We start from the raw sequence: 18,469 nt of genomic DNA on the forward strand, positions 1-18,469 counted from the left end.
TATGCTAAGATGGCATCGAGAGAAACAGCCTGATCGGCTGTACGCTGCGAAAGGAACATTATGTTGGACTTGCTAGCGTCGAATCCACTATTGCTGCTGTTTGTAGTTGCAGCAATCGGCTATCCTTTAGGGCAATTGAATCTCGGCGGTGTACGCCTCGGCGTTGCCGCCGTTTTGTTTGTGGGCTTGGCAATTGGCTCGCTCGACGAGCGCCTAAAACTGCCCGAAGTGCTGTATCAATTTGGCTTGGTGATGTTTGTTTACACCGTCGGGTTGAGCAGCGGCCATCAGTTTTTTCGCTCGTGGAAGAGCAAAGGCTTACGCGATAATCTCTTTATTGGTGGGATGATCGTCGTTGCCTATCTGTTTGCAATTCTGGCCCATTCTTTCTTTAGCATCAAACCAACCTTGACCGTTGGCCTGTTTACCGGCACAATCACTAACACGCCAGCGCTGGCTGCGGCCATCGAATATTTGAAATCGGTCTTGCCCGAGCAAGAATTAGCCGCTGTGGTCAATGATCCAGTTGTCGGTTATTCGATTGCCTACCCCATGGGTGTGGTGGCGATGATGTTGGCAATTGTTTTTGTCCAACGGTTGTGGCGCATCGATTATGTCAAAGAATTAGCCTCACGCCATGATTTAGCTGGTAATCATCACGATATTACCAGCCGCACGGTTGAAATTACCAATCCTGAAGTCACTAATCTATCAGTTCAGGCCTTGATTGCCAAATATCATTGGCCCATGGTTTTTGGGCGCTATCGCCGCGATGGCCATGTAGCGGTCACCACTGGCGCAACCCAATTTATGCTCGGCGATCATGTGAGCATTGTTGGGGCCAGCGAGGTGCTCGAAAAAGCCCTAGCCGTGCTTGGCAAAGAAACCGACGATATTTCCAACGACCGCCGCGATCTTGATTATCGCCGCATGTTCGTCTCTAACCCCAAAATTGTTGGAATTCGGCTGGAGCAGCTCAATTTGCCCCAAGTCTTGGGGGCAACCATTACCCGGGTGCGTCGTGGCGATGTGGAAATGTTGCCAACCGCCGATACCCGCTTGGAGCTTGGCGATCGGGTGCGGGTGATTGCGCGGCGTGCTGATATTCCTCAAGTGAGCCGCTTTTTTGGCGATTCGTATCGCGCCTTGAGCGAAGTTGATATTTTGACCTTCACTTTGGGCTTAGTCTTAGGCTTGGTTGTGGGTTCGTTGGTGTTGCCATTACCAGGTGGCGTGAGCATCAAACTTGGCTTTGCTGGTGGTCCATTGGTAGTTTCGTTGATTTTGGGCGCACTCGACCGCACTGGCCCATTGGTTTGGAACATGCCCTATAGCACCAACTTAACCCTGCGCCAAATTGGGATTGTGATGTTCTTGGCGGGGGTTGGCACCCGCGCAGGCTACGATTTCGTCAAATTCTTATTCAGCAGTAATGGCTTGCTCTTGTTTGGAGTTGGCGCAGCAATTACCTTTAGCCTCGCCATGTTGATTTTGACGATTGGCTACAAAGTGCTGAAAATCCCAATGGGCATTTTGACGGGGATGTTGGCGGGCTTTCAAACCCAGCCAGCCTTGCTCAGTTTTGCGCTGCAACAAAGCAACAATGAGCTGCCAAATCAGGGCTATGCTGCGGTTTATCCATTAGCATTAATTATCAAAATCATTCTGGCCCAATTATTACTGATTCAACTTCTATGACATTGGTTGTCACAAACCAACGTATGCTTATGGCAGGCCGATTGAGGTCTGCCATTACTATTTGGGGTTTGTATGATCTTTTCATGGATGAACCACTACGATGAATTGGCGGTAAACGAGACCTCTGGATGGGATCACTTTAGGCCAGACGATTATCTTATGCGCTTTTATGTCGAAGATGATGACCCAGATCCATGGAATGTTTTTTTCAATGATTGGCTAACAGGTGAAGATCCAGCCTACACCACGGGCATCGTGCTTGATCGTTGGTGGCATTGGGATGATCCAGCTGAGCGAGTGAGTGCCGACTATGTTTTAGCCCATATTGCGAACGCGCGGGAACACTTGCCATTACTGAGAGCGCTCTTTATTGGCAATGTTACTGATAAAAAATGGGATATTTCCTGGATTAGGCAAGGCAATTATGCGCCAATTTTGGCGGCCTACCCCCAGCTTGAATCGTTGGTTATTCGCGGTGGCGCTGGTTTAAGCTTTGGTGCAGTTCAACATCAGCAGCTCAAAACCTTGGTTGTGCAAACCGCTGGCTTACCAGCCCAAGCCGTGCGCGAGCTTGCTGCCGCCAATTTGCCAGCGCTTGAACATTTGGAGCTATGGTTGGGCTGCGACTACCATGGTGGCGATTCGACGGTAGCCGATTTGCAGCCAATTTTGAATGGCACAGGCTTGCCAAATTTAACAACCTTGGCCTTACGTAATTGTGAATACGCCGATGATCTTGCCCAAGCCCTGGTTCAGGCCCCAATCCTTGAGCGGATCAAAATCCTCGATCTTTCGTTGGGCAATTTGAGCGATGTTGGAGCCGAAGCCTTATTTGCCAGCCCAGCAATTCGCAAACTCAGCATGCTCGTGCTGCATTACCACTATCTGAGTGATGCCATGCTTGATTGCTGGTCGGCAATTGAGCTTGCAGTTGAGGTTAGCTGTCAACAAGCTGTTGAAGACTCCGAAGATGGTGAAGACGAAGAACCACGCGAGATCGCGATTCGTGAATACTTAGCCTAGTTTGTATATCAGTGGTTGTTGCCCAAAGAAAGAGGTAAGGTATGGTGTTTGATTGGATCGGCTATTTCGGTGACTCAACGATCGCAAACTGGGATGGGCAGGAACAATTTGAATCAATTGGACATCCGGTGCGGCTGCATTTGGAATACGATTATGAAGCCAAATCAGCACCTCAACCATGGGCAGAGTATTTTAATGCGTGGCTCGCCACTGATGAACCAGCCCAAACCACGGGCTTGGTGATTGGCCGCTGGTGGCACGAGCAGGTTGATCCTGGCAATATTGATGCAGTTCTAGCCAGTATCAGCGCTGCCCGCGAACAGTTGCCCTTGCTCAAAGCCTTATTCGTCGGCGACTTTACCTACGAAGAATGGGAAATTTCATGGATTACCCAAGGCAATTATGCTCCAGTTTTAGCCGCATTTCCGCAGCTTGAATATTTGGTGATTCGCGGTGGCTCGGAGTTAAGTTTTGGCGCGGTTCAGCATCAACAGCTCAAGGCCTTGATCATTCAGACTGGCGGTTTGGCAGCACAAGTTGTGCGTGATGTTGTTGCCGCCGATTTTCCAGCGCTTGAGCATTTGGAGCTATGGCTGGGCTGCGATTTCTATGGTGGCGATTCGACGCTTGCTGATTTACAGCCAATTTTGAAGGCTGAATGTTTTCCAAATTTAGCAGTTTTGGGTTTGCGCGATTGTGAATATGCCGATGATCTGGCTCAAGCACTGGTCGATGCCCCGATTCTTGAGCAGATCAGCTATCTCGATCTTTCGCTGGGCAACTTGAGCGACGTGGGAGCTGAAGTCTTATTCGCCAGCGAAGCCATTCGCAGCCTTGATTTTCTTGATTTGCATCATCACTATATGAGCAACGAGCTGCTTGATTGTTGGGCGACAATTGGGTTAAATGTTGATGTCAGCGAGCAACAAATTCCCCAAGAACATGAGGGTGAGCAACATCGCTATGCTGCCGTTACTGAATAAACTCAATCTATGTGACATTGTTTGTCACAAAATAGGCTATGCTATAGCTAGGCCGCAATCGGCCTGCAATTGCTATTTGTGAGGTATCCATGATTTTTGCGTGGATGGGACATTTTGGTGAATCAAGCTTGACCAACTGGGATGGCCGCTTAAAACTCGACCCAATTGGGCATCCGGTGCGCTTACACTTGGAATACAATTATCGCTCCAAAGCACCTGCCCAAACTTGGCAGGATTATTTTAGTGCTTGGCTTGCCACCGATGAGCCAGCCCAAACCACGGGCTTGGTAATTGGCCGCTGGTGGCACGATTCAACCAATGATGGCGATATTGAGCGCGTTTTAGAAAGCCTCGTTAATGCCCGCGAACGCTTGCCTTTGCTCAAAGCCTTGTTCGTCGGCGATTTTACCTCTGATGAATGGGAAATTTCGTGGATTTTGCAAGGCGATTATGCCGCAGTTTTAGCTGCCTACCCGCAGCTTGAATATTTGGCGATTCGCGGTGGCTCAAACCTTAGTTTTGGCGCAATTCAGCATCAACAGCTCAAGGCCTTGATCATTCAGACTGGTGGTTTAGCAGCGCAAGTTGTGCGTGATGTTGCCGCCGCCAATTTGCCAGCACTTAAGCATTTGGAGCTGTGGTTGGGCAGCGATGAGTATGGCGGTAATTCAACGATCGACGATTTAAAACCAATTTTGCAGGGTGAGCGCTTTCCCAATTTAGTAACCTTGGCCTTGCGTGATTGTGAATATGCTGATGTGCTGGCTCAAGCAGTTGCCAACGCCCCGATGCTTGAGCGAATCAAAATTCTCGATCTTTCGTTGGGCAATCTGAGCGATGCTGGAGCCGAGGCCTTGTTCACTAGCCCAGCGATTCGTAAGCTCGAATTTCTCGATTTGCATCACCACTATATGAGCGATGGCATGCGCGATTGCTGGCCAACGATCGAGGTTAATTGCGATGTCAGCGATCAACAAATTGCCGATGAAGATGGCGACGAAGAATATCGCTATATCGCGGTCAGCGAATAAGGAGCACAATAATGGCTCAATTGCCATGGATGTCGGAGCTGGCTCCATCGAATATTGCCGATTGGGATCACCCCAGTGTTTTGCAATCGACTGGCGTGGTACATCGCGTCGGGCTGGGCTACGAAGATGATTATGACACCAAGACGGCTTGGATTGATCGCTTTGCTGATTTTTTGGCCTTGCCCAAGGTTGAAAAAACCACAGGTTTAGTGATTGGTCCATGGTGGGAACTTGATGATGGCAATGGCCCGGTTGATCAAGTTATTGAAACCTTGGTCAGTGCCGCTGCTCAATTACCCAATTTACGCGCTTTATTTATCGGCGATATCACCAGCGAAGAATCGGAAATTTCGTGGATCGAGCAGGATGATCTTTCGCCCTTGCTCTCGGCATTTCCCAATTTGCAGCATTTTGCAATTCGCGGAGCCAATGGCTTGAGCCTTGGTTCATGCCAGCATGCCCAACTCAAAACCTTGGTGATTCAAAGTGGTGGCTTGCCCAATCGGGTGGTGCAGGAGATTTTGCAAGGCAAATTACCAGCGCTAGAACATCTCGAATTATGGCTTGGCTCCGAGTGGTATGGCGGCGATGTCACCCTGACCGATCTCGAACCATTGCTCAATGGCGAGTTATTTCCCAATCTCAAGGTATTGGCCTTGCGCGATTGCTCGTTTGCTGATGATTTAGCGGTTGCAATTAGCCAATCCAAGATTATCAACCGCATCGAAGTGCTTGATCTTTCGTTGGGCAACCTTGGCGACGATGGCGCGAAGGCACTTTTGGCCTGCCCAGCGATTAAACAACTCAAACTGCTTGATGTGCACTATCACTATATCGAGCATGCAATCGCCCAGCAATTCAAACAATTGGGGATTGAAGTCGATATTTCCGAGCCACAAGACCCCCATCGCTACGATCGACGCTATATCGCGGTGAGTGAGTGATCGTTATTGGTAATCCACATGATCGGCGAGTTGCACTGTGGCAGGCGGCCTTGGCCCGTCAAGGCCAGCCGCCAGCTTGCGTCATTAGCTATTACGATCTGTTGGCAGGCCAACACGATTTGGCTGAGTTGATCAAATCTAGTGAGCTAGTGCGGATTGAATCGCCTGGCAAGGATGAGCAACTGTATCGTGAACTGGTACGGTTCGCTGCTGAACTAACGCCTGAACCAGAGTTTGAGCATTGGCCGATCGATGCAAATTTGCCGCAAGAGCGCGGGCGCTTGTGGGGTAGTCGCCAATGGTATCGCGGCTACACCCGCTTACTAAGCCAACTTGGGCAACAATTAGCTAGCTTAAATGTACGCTTGTTGCAGCACCCTGCCGATATCAGCGTGATGTTCGATAAAGTGGCCTGCCATGCGCGATTGGCGCAAGCCGATGTGCTTGTGCCACGCAGTTTGCCAGCGATTGGCTCGTTTGAACAATTGCAAACAGCACTACAAACTCATGGCTGGCAACGGGTTTTTATCAAACTGGCGCATGGCTCAAGCGCGGCGGGCGTGGTGGCGTATCGCACTAATGGCCGCCAAATGCAGGCAATTACCACGGTTGAGTTGGTCGAAACCAGCGCTGGCTTGCAATTGTACAACTCACGCAATTTGCGCACCTACACCCATCTGCGCGAAATTCAACCATTAATTGATGCCTTGGCCCAACAACGAGTCCATGTTGAAGAATGGGTTCCCAAGGCGCGGCTGGCGGGCAAGGTCTACGATTTGCGCATGTTGGTGATTGCGGGCAAAGCGCAACATACGGTTGTGCGCACCAGCACTTCGCCAATCACCAACCTGCATCTATTGAATCCACGCGGCGATTTGGCGGCAGTTCAAGCCCAGTTAGGAGCCGAATTTTGGCAGATTGTGCGGCAACAGGCCGAAGCGGCTAGCGCCTGTTTTGAGCGCTCGCTTTACGCTGGGGTTGATTTGCTGATCGCCAATAGCCTGCAACATTGTTTGGTTGGCGAAGTTAATGCCTTTGGCGATTTGCTACCAAATGTCTTGGTCGATGGACTCGATAGTTATGAGGCTGAAATAGTGGGGGCTGGTAGTTGGTGGTCGGGGATCAGGTAAGTCTCTTGCCTAGCATATTCCCGATCCTCAACCACCGATCCCCAACCACCAGAGATTCTAATGAAACAATACATTCCAACTCACGATATTGTACTGATAACCTTAGATACTCTGCGCTACGACGTGGCGGTAGCTGAGTGGACGAATGGCGGCACGCCCAATTTGCGGGCACTGTTGCCGCATGGCTGGCAAGAACGCCATAGCCCAGGCTCCTTCACCTATGCTGCCCATCAAGCGATGTTTGCTGGTTTTATGCCTACGCCTGCCACACCTGGCCCGCATGGCCGCTTGTTTGCAGCCCGTTTTGCTGGCAGCGAAACCACGACCGAGCAAACGTTTACCTTTGATGCTCCAGAAATTGTTACGGGCTTGGCGCAGGTCGGCTATCGCACCATTTGTATAGGCGGCGTGGGCTTTTTCAATCGCCAAACTGCATTAAGCTGTGTGCTGCCTGATTTATTCCATGAATCCTATTGGGAGCCACGTTTGGGCGTGACCGAGCCGCGTTCGACCGAATTTCAAGTGGCTTTGGCAGTCGAACGTTTGCAGGCAATTCCAGCCGAGCAACGAATCTTCTTGTTTATCAATATTTCAGCCTTGCATCAACCCAATTGCCACTATTTGGCTGGCGCGACAGGCGATAGTTTAGCCAGCCATGCGGCGGCTTTACGCTATGTTGATCGTCAGTTACCAGCCTTATTTGCTGCGTTACGGCAGCGCAACCCAAGCTTTTTAATGATCTGTTCCGATCATGGCACAGCCTATGGCGAAGATGGTTTTTCGGGGCATCGCCTAGCTCATCCCACGGTTTGGACTGTGCCCTATGCTGATTGCAGTTTGGAGGAAGCCCATGCATCTGCGTGAATATGCCAATGCTACGCCTTACATGGGCTATAGCTATAGTTACCCACATAAATCGGCCTATCGCCAGCTTGAGCCACGTTCATTACGCGAGGTTTGGGCCGACGAAGCCCATGATCAATTATTTTTATATCTGCACATTCCCTTTTGCGAAATGCGCTGTGGCTTTTGCAATTTGTTCACAACCACCAACCCCAACGAATCGGTGGTGCAACGCTATTTGGCCACTTTAGAGCTTCAGATGCAAGCATTGCACAACGAACTTGGGGCTGTGCAGTTTAGTCGCATGGCGATTGGCGGCGGCACACCAACCTATTTAAGTGCCAGCGAATTGGAGCAGCTTTTTAGCATGAGCCAGCGCTGGCTCGGCGTTAATTCACGAGCAATTCCCTTATCGGTTGAAACGTCGCCGCACACTGCGACCGCCGACCGCATGGCAATATTAGCTCAAGCAGGAGTTGATCGGGTGAGCATTGGGGTGCAGAGCTTCCTTGATCATGAGGCGCATGCTGCTGGCCGTGCCCAACGCCGACCTGAGGTGGAGCAGGCGCTAGCCACAGTTCGCGCAGCTCAAATTCCTACATTGAATATTGATTTAATTTATGGCTTGCCCAACCAAAGCGTGGCAACATGGCTTGAATCGCTGGAAATTGGCTTGCAGTGGCGGCCTGAAGAATTATATTTGTATCCGTTGTATGTACGACCGTTGACTGGCTTGGATCGGCGGGGCACAGGTTGGGAGCATGATTTACGCTTGGAATGCTATCGGGCTGGCCGCGAACGCTTGTTGGCAGCAGGCTATCAACAAATTTCAATGCGCATGTTTCGCGCCGCCCATGCCCCAGATGACAGCCAAGCACCAAGATATTGCTGCCAAACTGATGGGATGCTGGGCTTGGGCGCTGGTGCGCGTTCGTACACTCGCAAGCTGCATTACTCCAGTGATTACGCGGTTGGGGCTAGTTCTGTTCGCCAAATTATCCAAAATTACAATCAGCGCAGTTTGCTTGATTTGAGTCAGGTGGATTATGGCTGTGTTGTTTCGAGCACCGAGCAACGCCGCCGCTTTGTTATTCAATCGCTGTTGCAGGTCAGTGGGCTAGATACGCAAGCCTATCGGGCGCAATTCGGTAGCGATGTTTTAGCTGATTTAAGCCAAATCAACGAACTAATTGAAATTGGTTGGGCTGAATATCAGCATGGCATCTATCAATTAACTCCAGCAGGTTTAGAACGCTCAGATCTAATTGGCCCTTGGTTGTATTCGCCGCAGATTCGTCAGCTTAGCGCGGAGTTTATCCTACGATGAAACTAGCAATTTTGTATCGTGGCCCGTTGTCGAGCTGCAATTATGGCTGTAGCTATTGCCCATTTGCCAAGCATCAAGAAACTGCTGCCGAACATGCCCACGATGAAGCAGCCTTGCAACGCTTTGTGGCTTGGGTCGCCCAACAAATCCAGCTTGAATTAAGCATATTCTTTACGCCGTGGGGCGAGGCCTTGATTCGGCGGCGCTATCAACGGGCAATTGTCGAGTTGGCTAATTTGCCACATGTCCAAAAAGTCGCCATCCAGACCAACCTTTCGGCGCGGCTGGATTGGGCCGAGGATTGCCCCAAACAACGGCTTGGTTTGTGGGCTACCTATCATCCAACTCAAACGCCGCGCGAACGTTTTTTGGCGCGTTGCCATGAAGCGATCACACGTGGCATCCCGATCAGCGTGGGAGTTGTCGGCATGCACGAACATCAAGCTGAAATTGCGGCATTGCGTAAAGCCTTACCCAAGCAAATTTATCTATGGATCAATGCCTACAAGCGCGAAGTTGGCTATTACAGCCCTGAGGAAATTACCCAACTGACCGCGATTGATCCGCTGTTTCCCATTAATAACACTCGGCATCCTTCTGAGGGGCGGGCTTGTGCAACTGGTGAAAGCGTGATTTCGGTCGATGGCGATGGCACGATGCGGCGCTGCCATTTTGTACGCGAGCCGATTGGTAATATTTACAATGTTGATTGGCAAACCGCCTTGCAACCACGGGTTTGTGCCAATGCCACCTGTGGTTGTCATATTGGCTACATTCATATGCCACATTTGGGCTTGCAGCAGGTATTTGGCCAAGGCATGCTCGAACGAATTCCGCAAATTCCGCTTGAGGCGTTGGGGTAAGTTTAACCACGAAGGACACGAAGGACACAAATGTTGGTTTGGTTGTTCGACGGCATGTATTTGGTATTTCAGACAGCTAGATTTTTAACCACGAAGGACACGAAGGGCACGAATGTTGGTTTGGTTGTTCGACGGCATGTATTGGCATAAGAATCGAACCTTGGCATTCTTCGTGGTTTACCTAATCCCCGACCCCTAACAACCGATCCCCAACCCCCAACTAACGAGTTTGCATTCAGCCGTCGCTATGTGGTAGCATAGCAAACACAGTCGAGGCCGACCATGCAAGCAAAGGCACGGGCGGCTTTCTTATCGCACTTCAGCGAAAAGCAGCATAATGAATGAACAACCGTTAAGGATTCTATATTTCGCCTCCGAGGTCGAGCCATTTGCCCGAACTGGTGGTTTAGCTGAGGTTGCCGCCTCGCTACCCCGCGCCCTCCAAGCCTTGGGCCATGAAGTGATTGTGGCCATGCCGCGTTATGGGCATATCGAGCCAAGCCGCTGGCAACTTGAACCAAGCCAAATCACCCTAACAATTCCTTTGGCTGATACCGCCGAACCTGCTACTTGGTACACCACAGCCTTGCCCGATAGCGATGTGAAGGTGTGGATGGTCGAAAACCAGCGTTTGTTTGGTCAGCCTGAGGTTTACCTTGGCGATGGCGATGCTGAGCGCTTTGTATTTTGGGCTAAGGCCACGCTGGAAATTGCCCGTGACCAAGGCTGGCAACCCGATGTGGTGCATTTAAACGATTGGCATGCAGCAATTGTGGCCAACTGGCTGCGCACCTCATATCGCGACGATCAATTTTTTGCTAACACCGCCTCGCTTTATACCATCCATACCTTGGCCTATCGCGGCGTGTTTGGTCAGCGGGTGCTGGAGATGGCGGGCATCGCTGAATATGGCTATATTGCTCATTCGGATATGCCAAGTTTGCATCGGGTGGTCGATTTGATGAGTCGTGGCATCTATTATGCCGATATGATCAATACGGTCAGCCCAACCCATGCCCGCGAGATCTTAACGCCTGCATTCGGCGAAGGCCTCGACCCATTGTTGCGCGATCGGCGTGATCGGCTGTTTGGGGTCTTGAATGGCATTGACAATCGGCGCTATAATCCTGCTACTGATTCGTACCTAGCCCAGCCATTTAGCTACGACGATTTAACGGGAAAACAAGCTTGCAAAATCGCCTTACAACAGCAATTGGGCTGGGAAGCTGATCCAAGCAAGCCATTGTTTTGTTTCATCGGACGACTGAATGATCAAAAGGGCTTGGGACTTCTGGCTGAGACGATCGAAAATGTTTTAAGCCATCATCAATTCCAATGTGTGGTAATGGGGACTGGTGAAGCCCGCTATCATGAATGGCTCAGTGATTTGCAGCAACGACATCCACAGCAAGTTGCCGTAGCCTTGACCTTCAATGAAGCCCTAGCACATCAGTGTTATGCAGGAAGTGATGTCTTATTAATGCCATCGTTGGTCGAGCCAGGCGGCACGAATCAGTTAATTGCTCAGCGCTATGGCTGTTTACCGTTAGTTTGCGCGGTTGGTGGGCTAGCCGATACCGTTGAGAATATTAATACCTATGCCGGGACAGGCAACGGGTTTGGATTTACCCAGCCAGAGAGTCAATCGCTGTATGGCACAATGATGCGTGCTCTAGAGTTGTATCGACACCCAGAACTCTGGCAAGCCGCAGTTAAGCGGGCGATGCACTGTGATTGGTCGTGGGCACGATCAGCCCAACGCTACGATGAACTCTATCGACGTGCCCTCGTCAGTCGTGCAGCGCGTCGGCCACGCGCTAGCTATGGAGACGCGAATGAGCGTTCGTGAGTCGCTGTGGACGATGGATTCGTTTGAAGAAGCCTTATTTAGCATTAACCACGGAGGAGCCGTGATCACTCATCTGCCGCGTTTGGTGGCGGGCTTGCCGCCCTCGGTTGCCGCTTTGTGGCGACAGCTGTTCCGCGTTGATGTGAGCCATGGCACAATTCATCCACCAGACCGCATGCATGGCTGGATTGAACGCGCTTTTGGCAGTGTCGAAGCTGTGTTGCACCAAGAAATTATTCGGGTTACCAATCAATGGACGCTCGAAGGTGCAATTTTCAACCGCATTCGCGGGCTACGACCACAGCAAGGCCGTTATCAATCGGATATTGATCAAATTATCGCTGCCAGTGCTGGCCCACAGGATGAAGCGGGCTTTTGTACTCCCGAAAGTGGCACACCCGAAGATCGTTTTGGCCGAGTGCGCGGACGTTACTGTCTGAGCGCTTCCAATGTTGCCAAATTCGATGGCTGGCATGGCGTGCTGATCTTCGATCAACATAATCCTTTAAATTTCAACCTCGAACGGGTCGAGGATTATATTCAGACTGCTGGGCGTTGGTTCGATGCGGTACATACCGCCGATCCGCAGGCGATCTATCCATTTTTTATTTGGAATTGCCTCTGGCGTTCGGGGGCATCGGTCATTCATGGCCATGCTCAAATGTCGGTTTCCCATGGCATGGCTTACCCCAAGGTTGAGTTGTTGCGACGCACTGCTGAGCAATATCACAACCAACATAACGCTAATTATTTCCAAGATCTTTGGCGCGTGCATCGGGCCTTGGGTTTGGGCTTGAATATTCATAGCGACAATACCCATGGCTATGTCTCGCTCACGCCCATCAAGGAAAAAGAGGTCGTGCTGTTTGGCAACGATGTGCAAGAGTTAGCCCAATATCTCTACCATGTGCTCGATTGTTTTGTCACTGAATTGGGTGTGCAAAGCTTTAATGTGAGCATCACCATGCCGCCGCTCAGCGCTACGCCTGAATCGTGGGCCAATGTGCCAACGATTGTACGGATCGTTGATCGCGGCGACCCCAACAGCCGTGGCTCGGATATTGGGGCGATGGAATTGTATGCCGCCACGGTGGTTGCCAGTGATCCATTTAATATTGCCAATGCATTGGCAGGCCGATTTCCCTAATTCTTACAATTAAACGTAAACGTGAGTACGCCCTGCATCATTATAATAACTGAGCAGGGCGTACTTATTTTAGGAATTATTCAGCAAACCACTCACGCAATTCTTGGGGATGGGCGGCTGCACCCAAGGCAACCATCAATTTGATGCGTGCTTTGACTGGCGAAAGCTGCTGAGCAAACATCACACCAAGCCGTTTGAGATCATGATATTCGCCAACATAGCCATATTCATCGTAGCAAATGCCCTTCAAGCAGCGCGTCGTCACCACCACCGGAATCCGTTTGTTGAGCGCTTCTTGGATGGTTGGCAACCACCACGGCGGCACGCGCCCACCACCAAACGCCGCAATCACGATGCCTTGTGAATTGGTATCAATCGCCGCCCGCAGTTGACGATCATCGGCTCCTTGAGTGGCATAAATTAAATCAACTCGCTCAGCAAGCCGCGAACATGGGATATATTGGCGACCGCTGGGCTGATGATGAATCCGCACGGTTGCGCCTGTCAAACTGCCAACGGGGCCAAAACCAGGCGCATCGAAGGCATCAGCAGTTTGTGAATCGATTTTTTGCACCGTCGAAGCTGAAAACAAACGATCATTGAAAGCGACCATCACGCCAAGCCCACGGCTTTGCGGAGCAGCGGCGGCGCGAATCGCCCCAGTTAAATTGGTCACGCCATCATAACCCACATCGGTAGCAATCCGCATCGAGCCAGTAAACACCACCGGTTTATTCGAATCGATCAACAAATCGCATAAAAAGGCGCTTTCTTCCAAGGTATCGGTGCCATGGGTCACCACCACCCCATCAGCCTCGCCTAGCAACAAACTATTGACCCGTTGCGCTAAATCGAGGGCCATGGTTGGGGTAATATGGCTACTTGGCAAATTGGTAAAATCTTGAAAGCTAACATTAAACTCGCCGCGTGGGAGCATCGCCGAAAAATCATCGCCTTTGAGCATTGGAACTGCGCCGCTCCATTGCGGTGTGCGTTTGGTCGAAATCGTGCCGCCCGTTGTAATAACCACAACGTTGTGCATATAGTCTCCCTGCCCGAAGGCTGTGAATCGTAAGTGGCTTCAGCAATTGAGTGTAATGAAGCTTGCTGCTCACGTCAAGCGAGGATTGAAGGGCGAGGGGTTGGGGTTCAGCAGCTAGCGGATTGAGCTACGAAGATCACAAAGGACTGCTATGAACCAATAAACTCCTGAATTAATCAAATCGCTGATTATGAGGCTCCATCATGAAGGAAATCGGCCATCAACAATTCTGCATACGCTCAAAAGCCTTGGAGTTGGCAGAGAAATGGCCGATTACCGGTATCTGCTGCTGGAGCTTAATCCTGATGCCGTTACCTATGTTTATGCTTGGTTTCATGGATCAAGCTCCGATCAGCGACTTGATTAATTGAACATGTAGCCCATCGGTAAATCACGGCTTGTAACGTAGGATCATGGGTTCAGCAAATTTGACAATACAATCAGATCGTGCTATAATCCTCACGGCTTACGAAACAAGCCAATATAAATATGGTGGCTGTAGCTCAATGGCAGAGCGCCTCACTGTGGCTGAGGATGTTGAGGGTTCGAGCCCCTTCAGCCACCCCACAGAAGCAAAAACCACGTCAATGAACATTATTCATTGACGTGGTTTTTGTTATCGGCGCAACTATTTTAATTGCGTTTAACCATAACAAAACGCGGATCAAAGCAAAGCTTTGACCCGCGTTCTTACACTGTACGATGAGATTTATTTAGCGACCAGTTTTAGCTTTGACTTCAGCGGTCAAAGCGGGCAAAACTTCATTGATATCGCCAACAATCCCATATGTTGCCACCTTGAAAATCGGTGCTTCAGGATCTTTGTTGATCGCCACGATGGTATTTGACGAGCGCATGCCAGCGAGGTGCTGAATTGCGCCGGAAATACCACAGGCAACATACAATTTTGGCGCAACAGTTTTGCCAGTTTGGCCAACTTGGCGCTCGTAAGCGATCCAGCCAGCATCGACTACCGCACGAGAAGCACCGTGGGTTCCGCCCATCACCCGAGCCAACTCAGGGATGAGTTTTTCGTAGTTTTCAGGTGAGCCAAGCCCACGACCGCCCGAAACGATCACGGTTGCATCGGCGAGGTTAACCGCGCCAGTACGTTGCTCAACGTTACGCACTTTGGTGCGAATGTTCACCGCAGGCATCGCCACATTGACCACTTCACCAGCACCAGCGCCAGCAATTGGCTTGCCAACTTGGCGACGAACCGAGGCAATCGCTGGGCGAGCAGCCCCAAAACTTAGGCTGTTGATCACATTTGCGCCGTGTGAAGGGCGCACAGCGGTCAATTGACCAGCTTCAACTCCAATGTTGGTCACATCAGGAGCAAGCCCAACACCCAATTCAGCAGCCAAGGCTCCCGTAAAATCGCGCATTTGCAACGATGAACCAGTCAAAAAGACTTCTGGTTGATGGGCTTCGATTGCAGCTTTGGCCGCAGCGACATAACCATCAGTGGTATATTGCGCTAAATTGGCATCATCAACCACATAGGCTTTGCTTGCACCAGCAGCAAATGCTTGCTCGACCAAGCTGGCGGTATTGTTACCAAGCACCAAGGCAGCTACTGCTTGACCAAGTGCATCGGCAATTTCTTTGCCTTTGCCCAATAATTCTTTGGAAATTGCCCCAACTTCGCCATTTTTATGTTCGATTAAGACCCAAACGCCACTAGCCATGAAAACACCTCATTGTGAAAGTCAAAAGTCAAAAGTCAAAAGTCAAAAGTCAACGTCAAGATCATCAATCATATAGCGCAAGTAGTCCATTGGTATGGGCTATTTTGCCTTCTGATTTTTGCCTTTTGATTTACTATAGGATTTGATTTTCAACCAATTTTTGCACTAAGCTGCTAACTTGGGTTTGCACGTTGCCACTCATCATCTCGCCAGATGGGCGGGCTGGTGGTGGTACACGATCAGCCACTTGGACATTGCCAGCAACATCGCTGCCGCTAAGCCCCAGATCGCTTAAACCCCAGGTTGGAATTGGTTGCTTGCTGACTTTGCGAATCTTCAACAATGATGGGTAACGTGGCTCGTTCAAATCCTTGACGGCGGTCACGACGACAGGCAACGAGGCTTCGACGGTTTCGAGGGTATCTTCCAAGGCGCGATCAACCACAATGCTACTTTCGGTTAATTCGTGCACTTTGAAAACATAGGTAAGTTGTGACCAACCAAGGAAGCGAGCCAAGGCTGGGCCAAATTGGCCGGTTTCGTCATCGGTGCTTTGCTTGCCACAAAACACGATATTAACATTATCGAGTTTCTTGATCGCGGCGGCAACAACTTTGGCAGCGCTTTGTGAATCAACATGTTCCAAAGCTGGGTCATTGATCAACACAGCTTCGTTAGCACCCATAGCCAAGGCTTTTTTGAGTGAATCAGTGGCATCATCGCTACCAAGGCTGATCACGGTCACTTGGCCATCGTTCTTTTCGGCCCACTGCAAGGCTTCTTCAATCGCATATTCATCAAACAAATTGATAATTGGATTGATTCCGTCGGTGTTAATCTGCTTATCGGCAGTGATTTTCACACTATTTTGTTCAGGAACTTGCTTAACACAAACTACTGCGTGCATTCAAGAAACCTCCGTTGGTTTGCTGAGTGGCTCCTTCACCACAAGCAGGTGCTGTGGCTTTGGCCATAGTATACCATAGACTCGCCGACCATGACGCACTGCGTTTAACCCAAAAACTGGCTTATTTTGTACAATTGCTGTGCATTTGGCTGGCGTATACTCATACTAAGCCATGATCTGCCTGCCACCGCCAGTGCTCTATGCCAGCACTTGGTTGATCGTGGCTGCCGAACAAGGAGTTTTTTGATGGATTTAAATGAATTTGAATCGGTGCGTAAGCTGCGCAAAACTGCGTTTAAATATTGCTGTGGAATTGCGTTGGGATTAACTATATATTCCATATTATTTGTCATCTTTGCCTATGATGAAATCAATTATGAAGTTATTGCTATGGCCATATTATATATAATTATGTTATTCTTTTTCTCTGAAAGATATTCATTTAAAGGAATTGTTTTAAGTATTACTGGATTCTTGTATGTTATCTATGTAGCAGGTGATGGAGATCGCTTAAATGGATTAATATCCGATCATACTATATTATTTTTATTACCAATTATTATGGTTGGATTAATTAGTGGCTCATTTAGAATGATTTTAAGTGGTTTTTTTAATATAGGATTAGTATTTATCTTTTTTTATATTTATCAAGCTGAAATTAGATCGATAACGTATTATAATTTACTTTTTTTAAGCATCGTAATTTTCCTACTCTGGTTGCTCGTGCGGGCACTCGAAAACGCTCTGCGCCAATCGCTTCATCTCCAAGCCAATTTGCAACATTTGGTCGATGAGCGCACGGCTCAATTAGCCACCAGCGTGCAAGAAGCCAAATCGGCTCAGCGCCTTGCCGAGCAAGCCAACCTGCGCAAATCACAATTTTTGGCCACCATGAGCCACGAATTGCGCACGCCACTCAATGCGATCATCAATATGACCGAGTTTATCGATTGGTTCGGCCCTCTCAACAGCCAACAAAAAAGCTACCAAGATCAAGTTCGCGGCGCTGGCGAACATCTCCTCCACCTCATCAACGACATTTTAGATTTATCGAAGATCGAAGCTGGCCGCATCGAATTACAATTCGGCCAAGTCGATTGTGGTGATATCGCCCAAGAAGTCTTGGAAACCGTGCGGCCTTTAGCCGAATCAAAAGGTTTACAAATTGCCTACCATCATGCCGATGGCACTGGCTTGGCCTGGGCTGATAGTAAAGCGATTAAACAAATCGTCTTGAATTTGCTCTCGAATGCGATCAAATTTACTGAAACTGGCCAGATTCGGGTGGCTCTGGAGTTTTCCGCGACAACCGTCAATATCAGCGTGCACGATACCGGGATTGGCATCGCCCGCGAACAACAGCAGTTTATCTGGGAATCGTTTCGCCAAATTCAAAGTGCCGATGACCGTGAATATGAGGGCACTGGCTTAGGCATGAGTATCACCAAACAACTTGTCGATTTGCATGGCGGCAACATTACCGTCGAAAGCGAGCTTGGCCAAGGAACCCAATTTCAAGTGTGTCTGCCCACCAAAGCTGCGTGGGAGCAGCGTCACAAAAGTTATGTCAAATCAACAAGCAATCAAACGATCTTAGTCGTTGATGATAATCCCAACACGGTTGCCGAATTTGGCCAGCAGCTCCAAGCTACCAATTGGAGCATCGTAAGTTGTTTGGATAGTCGCGAGGCGCTGGCGATCTATCAACAGGAAGAGCCAGCGATCGTTGTCTTGGATGCGACGTTAGCCTTTGTCAGTGCGCATAGCTTGATCGATGCAATCGTAGCCAGTAACCCCGATCAGGCGCTAGTAATCATCACGCCAACCAATGATTATAGTGTGGGTTTGGATGCGTGGCCAAGCATTACCCGCCCATGGCCTCACGCCTTGGATGATTTCCTGCACCAAACCCTTACGCAAGCCCAACAGCAGCAACAGCTCGCATCACAGCCCTAGCCGATAAGAGAACTCACGTTTTAGGAGGAAGAATA

General features: G+C 49.7%; 15 protein-coding genes and 1 tRNA gene. 13 read left to right on the plus strand and 3 right to left on the minus strand.

Annotated elements, in window-relative coordinates; all coding sequences use genetic code 11:
* The first annotated feature begins 60 nt into the window (after nucleotides 1-60).
* From DEF47_RS20450 to DEF47_RS20500, 11 genes are all read left to right on the plus strand, one after another.
* Complete coding sequence (locus tag DEF47_RS20450) at nucleotides 61-1,698, plus strand: aspartate:alanine exchanger family transporter (RefSeq protein WP_012189396.1); 1,638 nt, start codon at nucleotides 61-63, stop codon at nucleotides 1,696-1,698.
* A gap of 72 nt (nucleotides 1,699-1,770) precedes the next feature.
* Nucleotides 1,771-2,721, plus strand: coding sequence for an STM4015 family protein (locus DEF47_RS20455; protein WP_012189395.1), 951 nt, complete (start codon nucleotides 1,771-1,773; stop codon nucleotides 2,719-2,721).
* Between the two features lie 41 nt (nucleotides 2,722-2,762).
* Complete coding sequence (locus DEF47_RS20460) at nucleotides 2,763-3,704, plus strand: STM4015 family protein (protein ID WP_012189394.1); 942 nt, start codon at nucleotides 2,763-2,765, stop codon at nucleotides 3,702-3,704.
* Between the two features lie 89 nt (nucleotides 3,705-3,793).
* Complete coding sequence (locus tag DEF47_RS20465) at nucleotides 3,794-4,735, plus strand: STM4015 family protein (RefSeq protein WP_012189393.1); 942 nt, start codon at nucleotides 3,794-3,796, stop codon at nucleotides 4,733-4,735.
* Between the two features lie 11 nt (nucleotides 4,736-4,746).
* A complete protein-coding gene (locus DEF47_RS20470; protein WP_012189392.1) occupies nucleotides 4,747-5,679 on the plus strand; it encodes an STM4015 family protein in 933 nt (310 codons plus the stop codon).
* Nucleotides 5,676-6,809, plus strand: coding sequence for an STM4014 family protein (locus DEF47_RS20475; RefSeq protein WP_012189391.1), 1,134 nt, complete (start codon nucleotides 5,676-5,678; stop codon nucleotides 6,807-6,809). Before DEF47_RS20470 ends, DEF47_RS20475 begins: the two co-directional genes overlap by 4 nt.
* 60 nt (nucleotides 6,810-6,869) lie before the next feature.
* Nucleotides 6,870-7,673: an STM4013/SEN3800 family hydrolase gene (locus DEF47_RS20480; RefSeq protein ID WP_012189390.1), complete on the plus strand. Its 804-nt coding sequence runs from the start codon at nucleotides 6,870-6,872 to the stop codon at nucleotides 7,671-7,673.
* On the plus strand, nucleotides 7,660-8,979 hold the full coding sequence (locus DEF47_RS20485; protein ID WP_012189389.1) for an STM4012 family radical SAM protein: 1,320 nt from the start codon (nucleotides 7,660-7,662) through the stop codon (nucleotides 8,977-8,979). The genes DEF47_RS20480 and DEF47_RS20485 overlap by 14 nt, the downstream gene beginning before the upstream one ends.
* Nucleotides 8,976-9,842, plus strand: coding sequence for an STM4011 family radical SAM protein (locus DEF47_RS20490; RefSeq protein WP_012189388.1), 867 nt, complete (start codon nucleotides 8,976-8,978; stop codon nucleotides 9,840-9,842). Before DEF47_RS20485 ends, DEF47_RS20490 begins: the two co-directional genes overlap by 4 nt.
* 337 nt (nucleotides 9,843-10,179) lie before the next feature.
* A complete protein-coding gene (locus DEF47_RS20495) occupies nucleotides 10,180-11,691 on the plus strand; it encodes a glycogen synthase (protein WP_012189387.1) in 1,512 nt (503 codons plus the stop codon).
* Nucleotides 11,678-12,838, plus strand: coding sequence for a hypothetical protein (locus DEF47_RS20500; protein ID WP_012189386.1), 1,161 nt, complete (start codon nucleotides 11,678-11,680; stop codon nucleotides 12,836-12,838). The genes DEF47_RS20495 and DEF47_RS20500 overlap by 14 nt, the downstream gene beginning before the upstream one ends.
* A 76-nt stretch (nucleotides 12,839-12,914) precedes the next feature.
* On the opposite strand, the gene DEF47_RS20505 is transcribed toward DEF47_RS20500, so the two are convergent.
* Nucleotides 12,915-13,880 (minus strand): asparaginase, encoded by a 966-nt coding sequence (locus DEF47_RS20505; protein WP_012189385.1) that lies wholly within the window; start codon nucleotides 13,878-13,880, stop codon nucleotides 12,915-12,917.
* A gap of 492 nt (nucleotides 13,881-14,372) precedes the next feature.
* Here DEF47_RS20505 and DEF47_RS20510 point away from each other — a divergent pair.
* Nucleotides 14,373-14,447, plus strand: a tRNA-His gene (locus DEF47_RS20510).
* A 146-nt stretch (nucleotides 14,448-14,593) separates the two neighbouring features.
* On the opposite strand, the gene DEF47_RS20515 is transcribed toward DEF47_RS20510, so the two are convergent.
* Together DEF47_RS20515 and DEF47_RS20520 are read right to left on the minus strand one after the other, a co-directional pair.
* Nucleotides 14,594-15,571: an electron transfer flavoprotein subunit alpha/FixB family protein gene (locus DEF47_RS20515; protein WP_012189384.1), complete on the minus strand. Its 978-nt coding sequence runs from the start codon at nucleotides 15,569-15,571 to the stop codon at nucleotides 14,594-14,596.
* Between the two features lie 133 nt (nucleotides 15,572-15,704).
* Nucleotides 15,705-16,478 (minus strand): electron transfer flavoprotein subunit beta/FixA family protein, encoded by a 774-nt coding sequence (locus DEF47_RS20520; RefSeq protein WP_012189383.1) that lies wholly within the window; start codon nucleotides 16,476-16,478, stop codon nucleotides 15,705-15,707.
* A gap of 723 nt (nucleotides 16,479-17,201) precedes the next feature.
* Between DEF47_RS20520 and DEF47_RS20525 the strand changes: the two genes are divergently transcribed.
* A complete protein-coding gene (locus DEF47_RS20525) occupies nucleotides 17,202-18,434 on the plus strand; it encodes a hybrid sensor histidine kinase/response regulator (protein WP_287045323.1) in 1,233 nt (410 codons plus the stop codon).
* Nucleotides 18,435-18,469 lie beyond the last annotated feature (35 nt).

The organism is Herpetosiphon sp., assembly GCF_003512625.1.
GTDB lineage: Bacteria > Chloroflexota > Chloroflexia > Chloroflexales > Herpetosiphonaceae > Herpetosiphon > Herpetosiphon aurantiacus.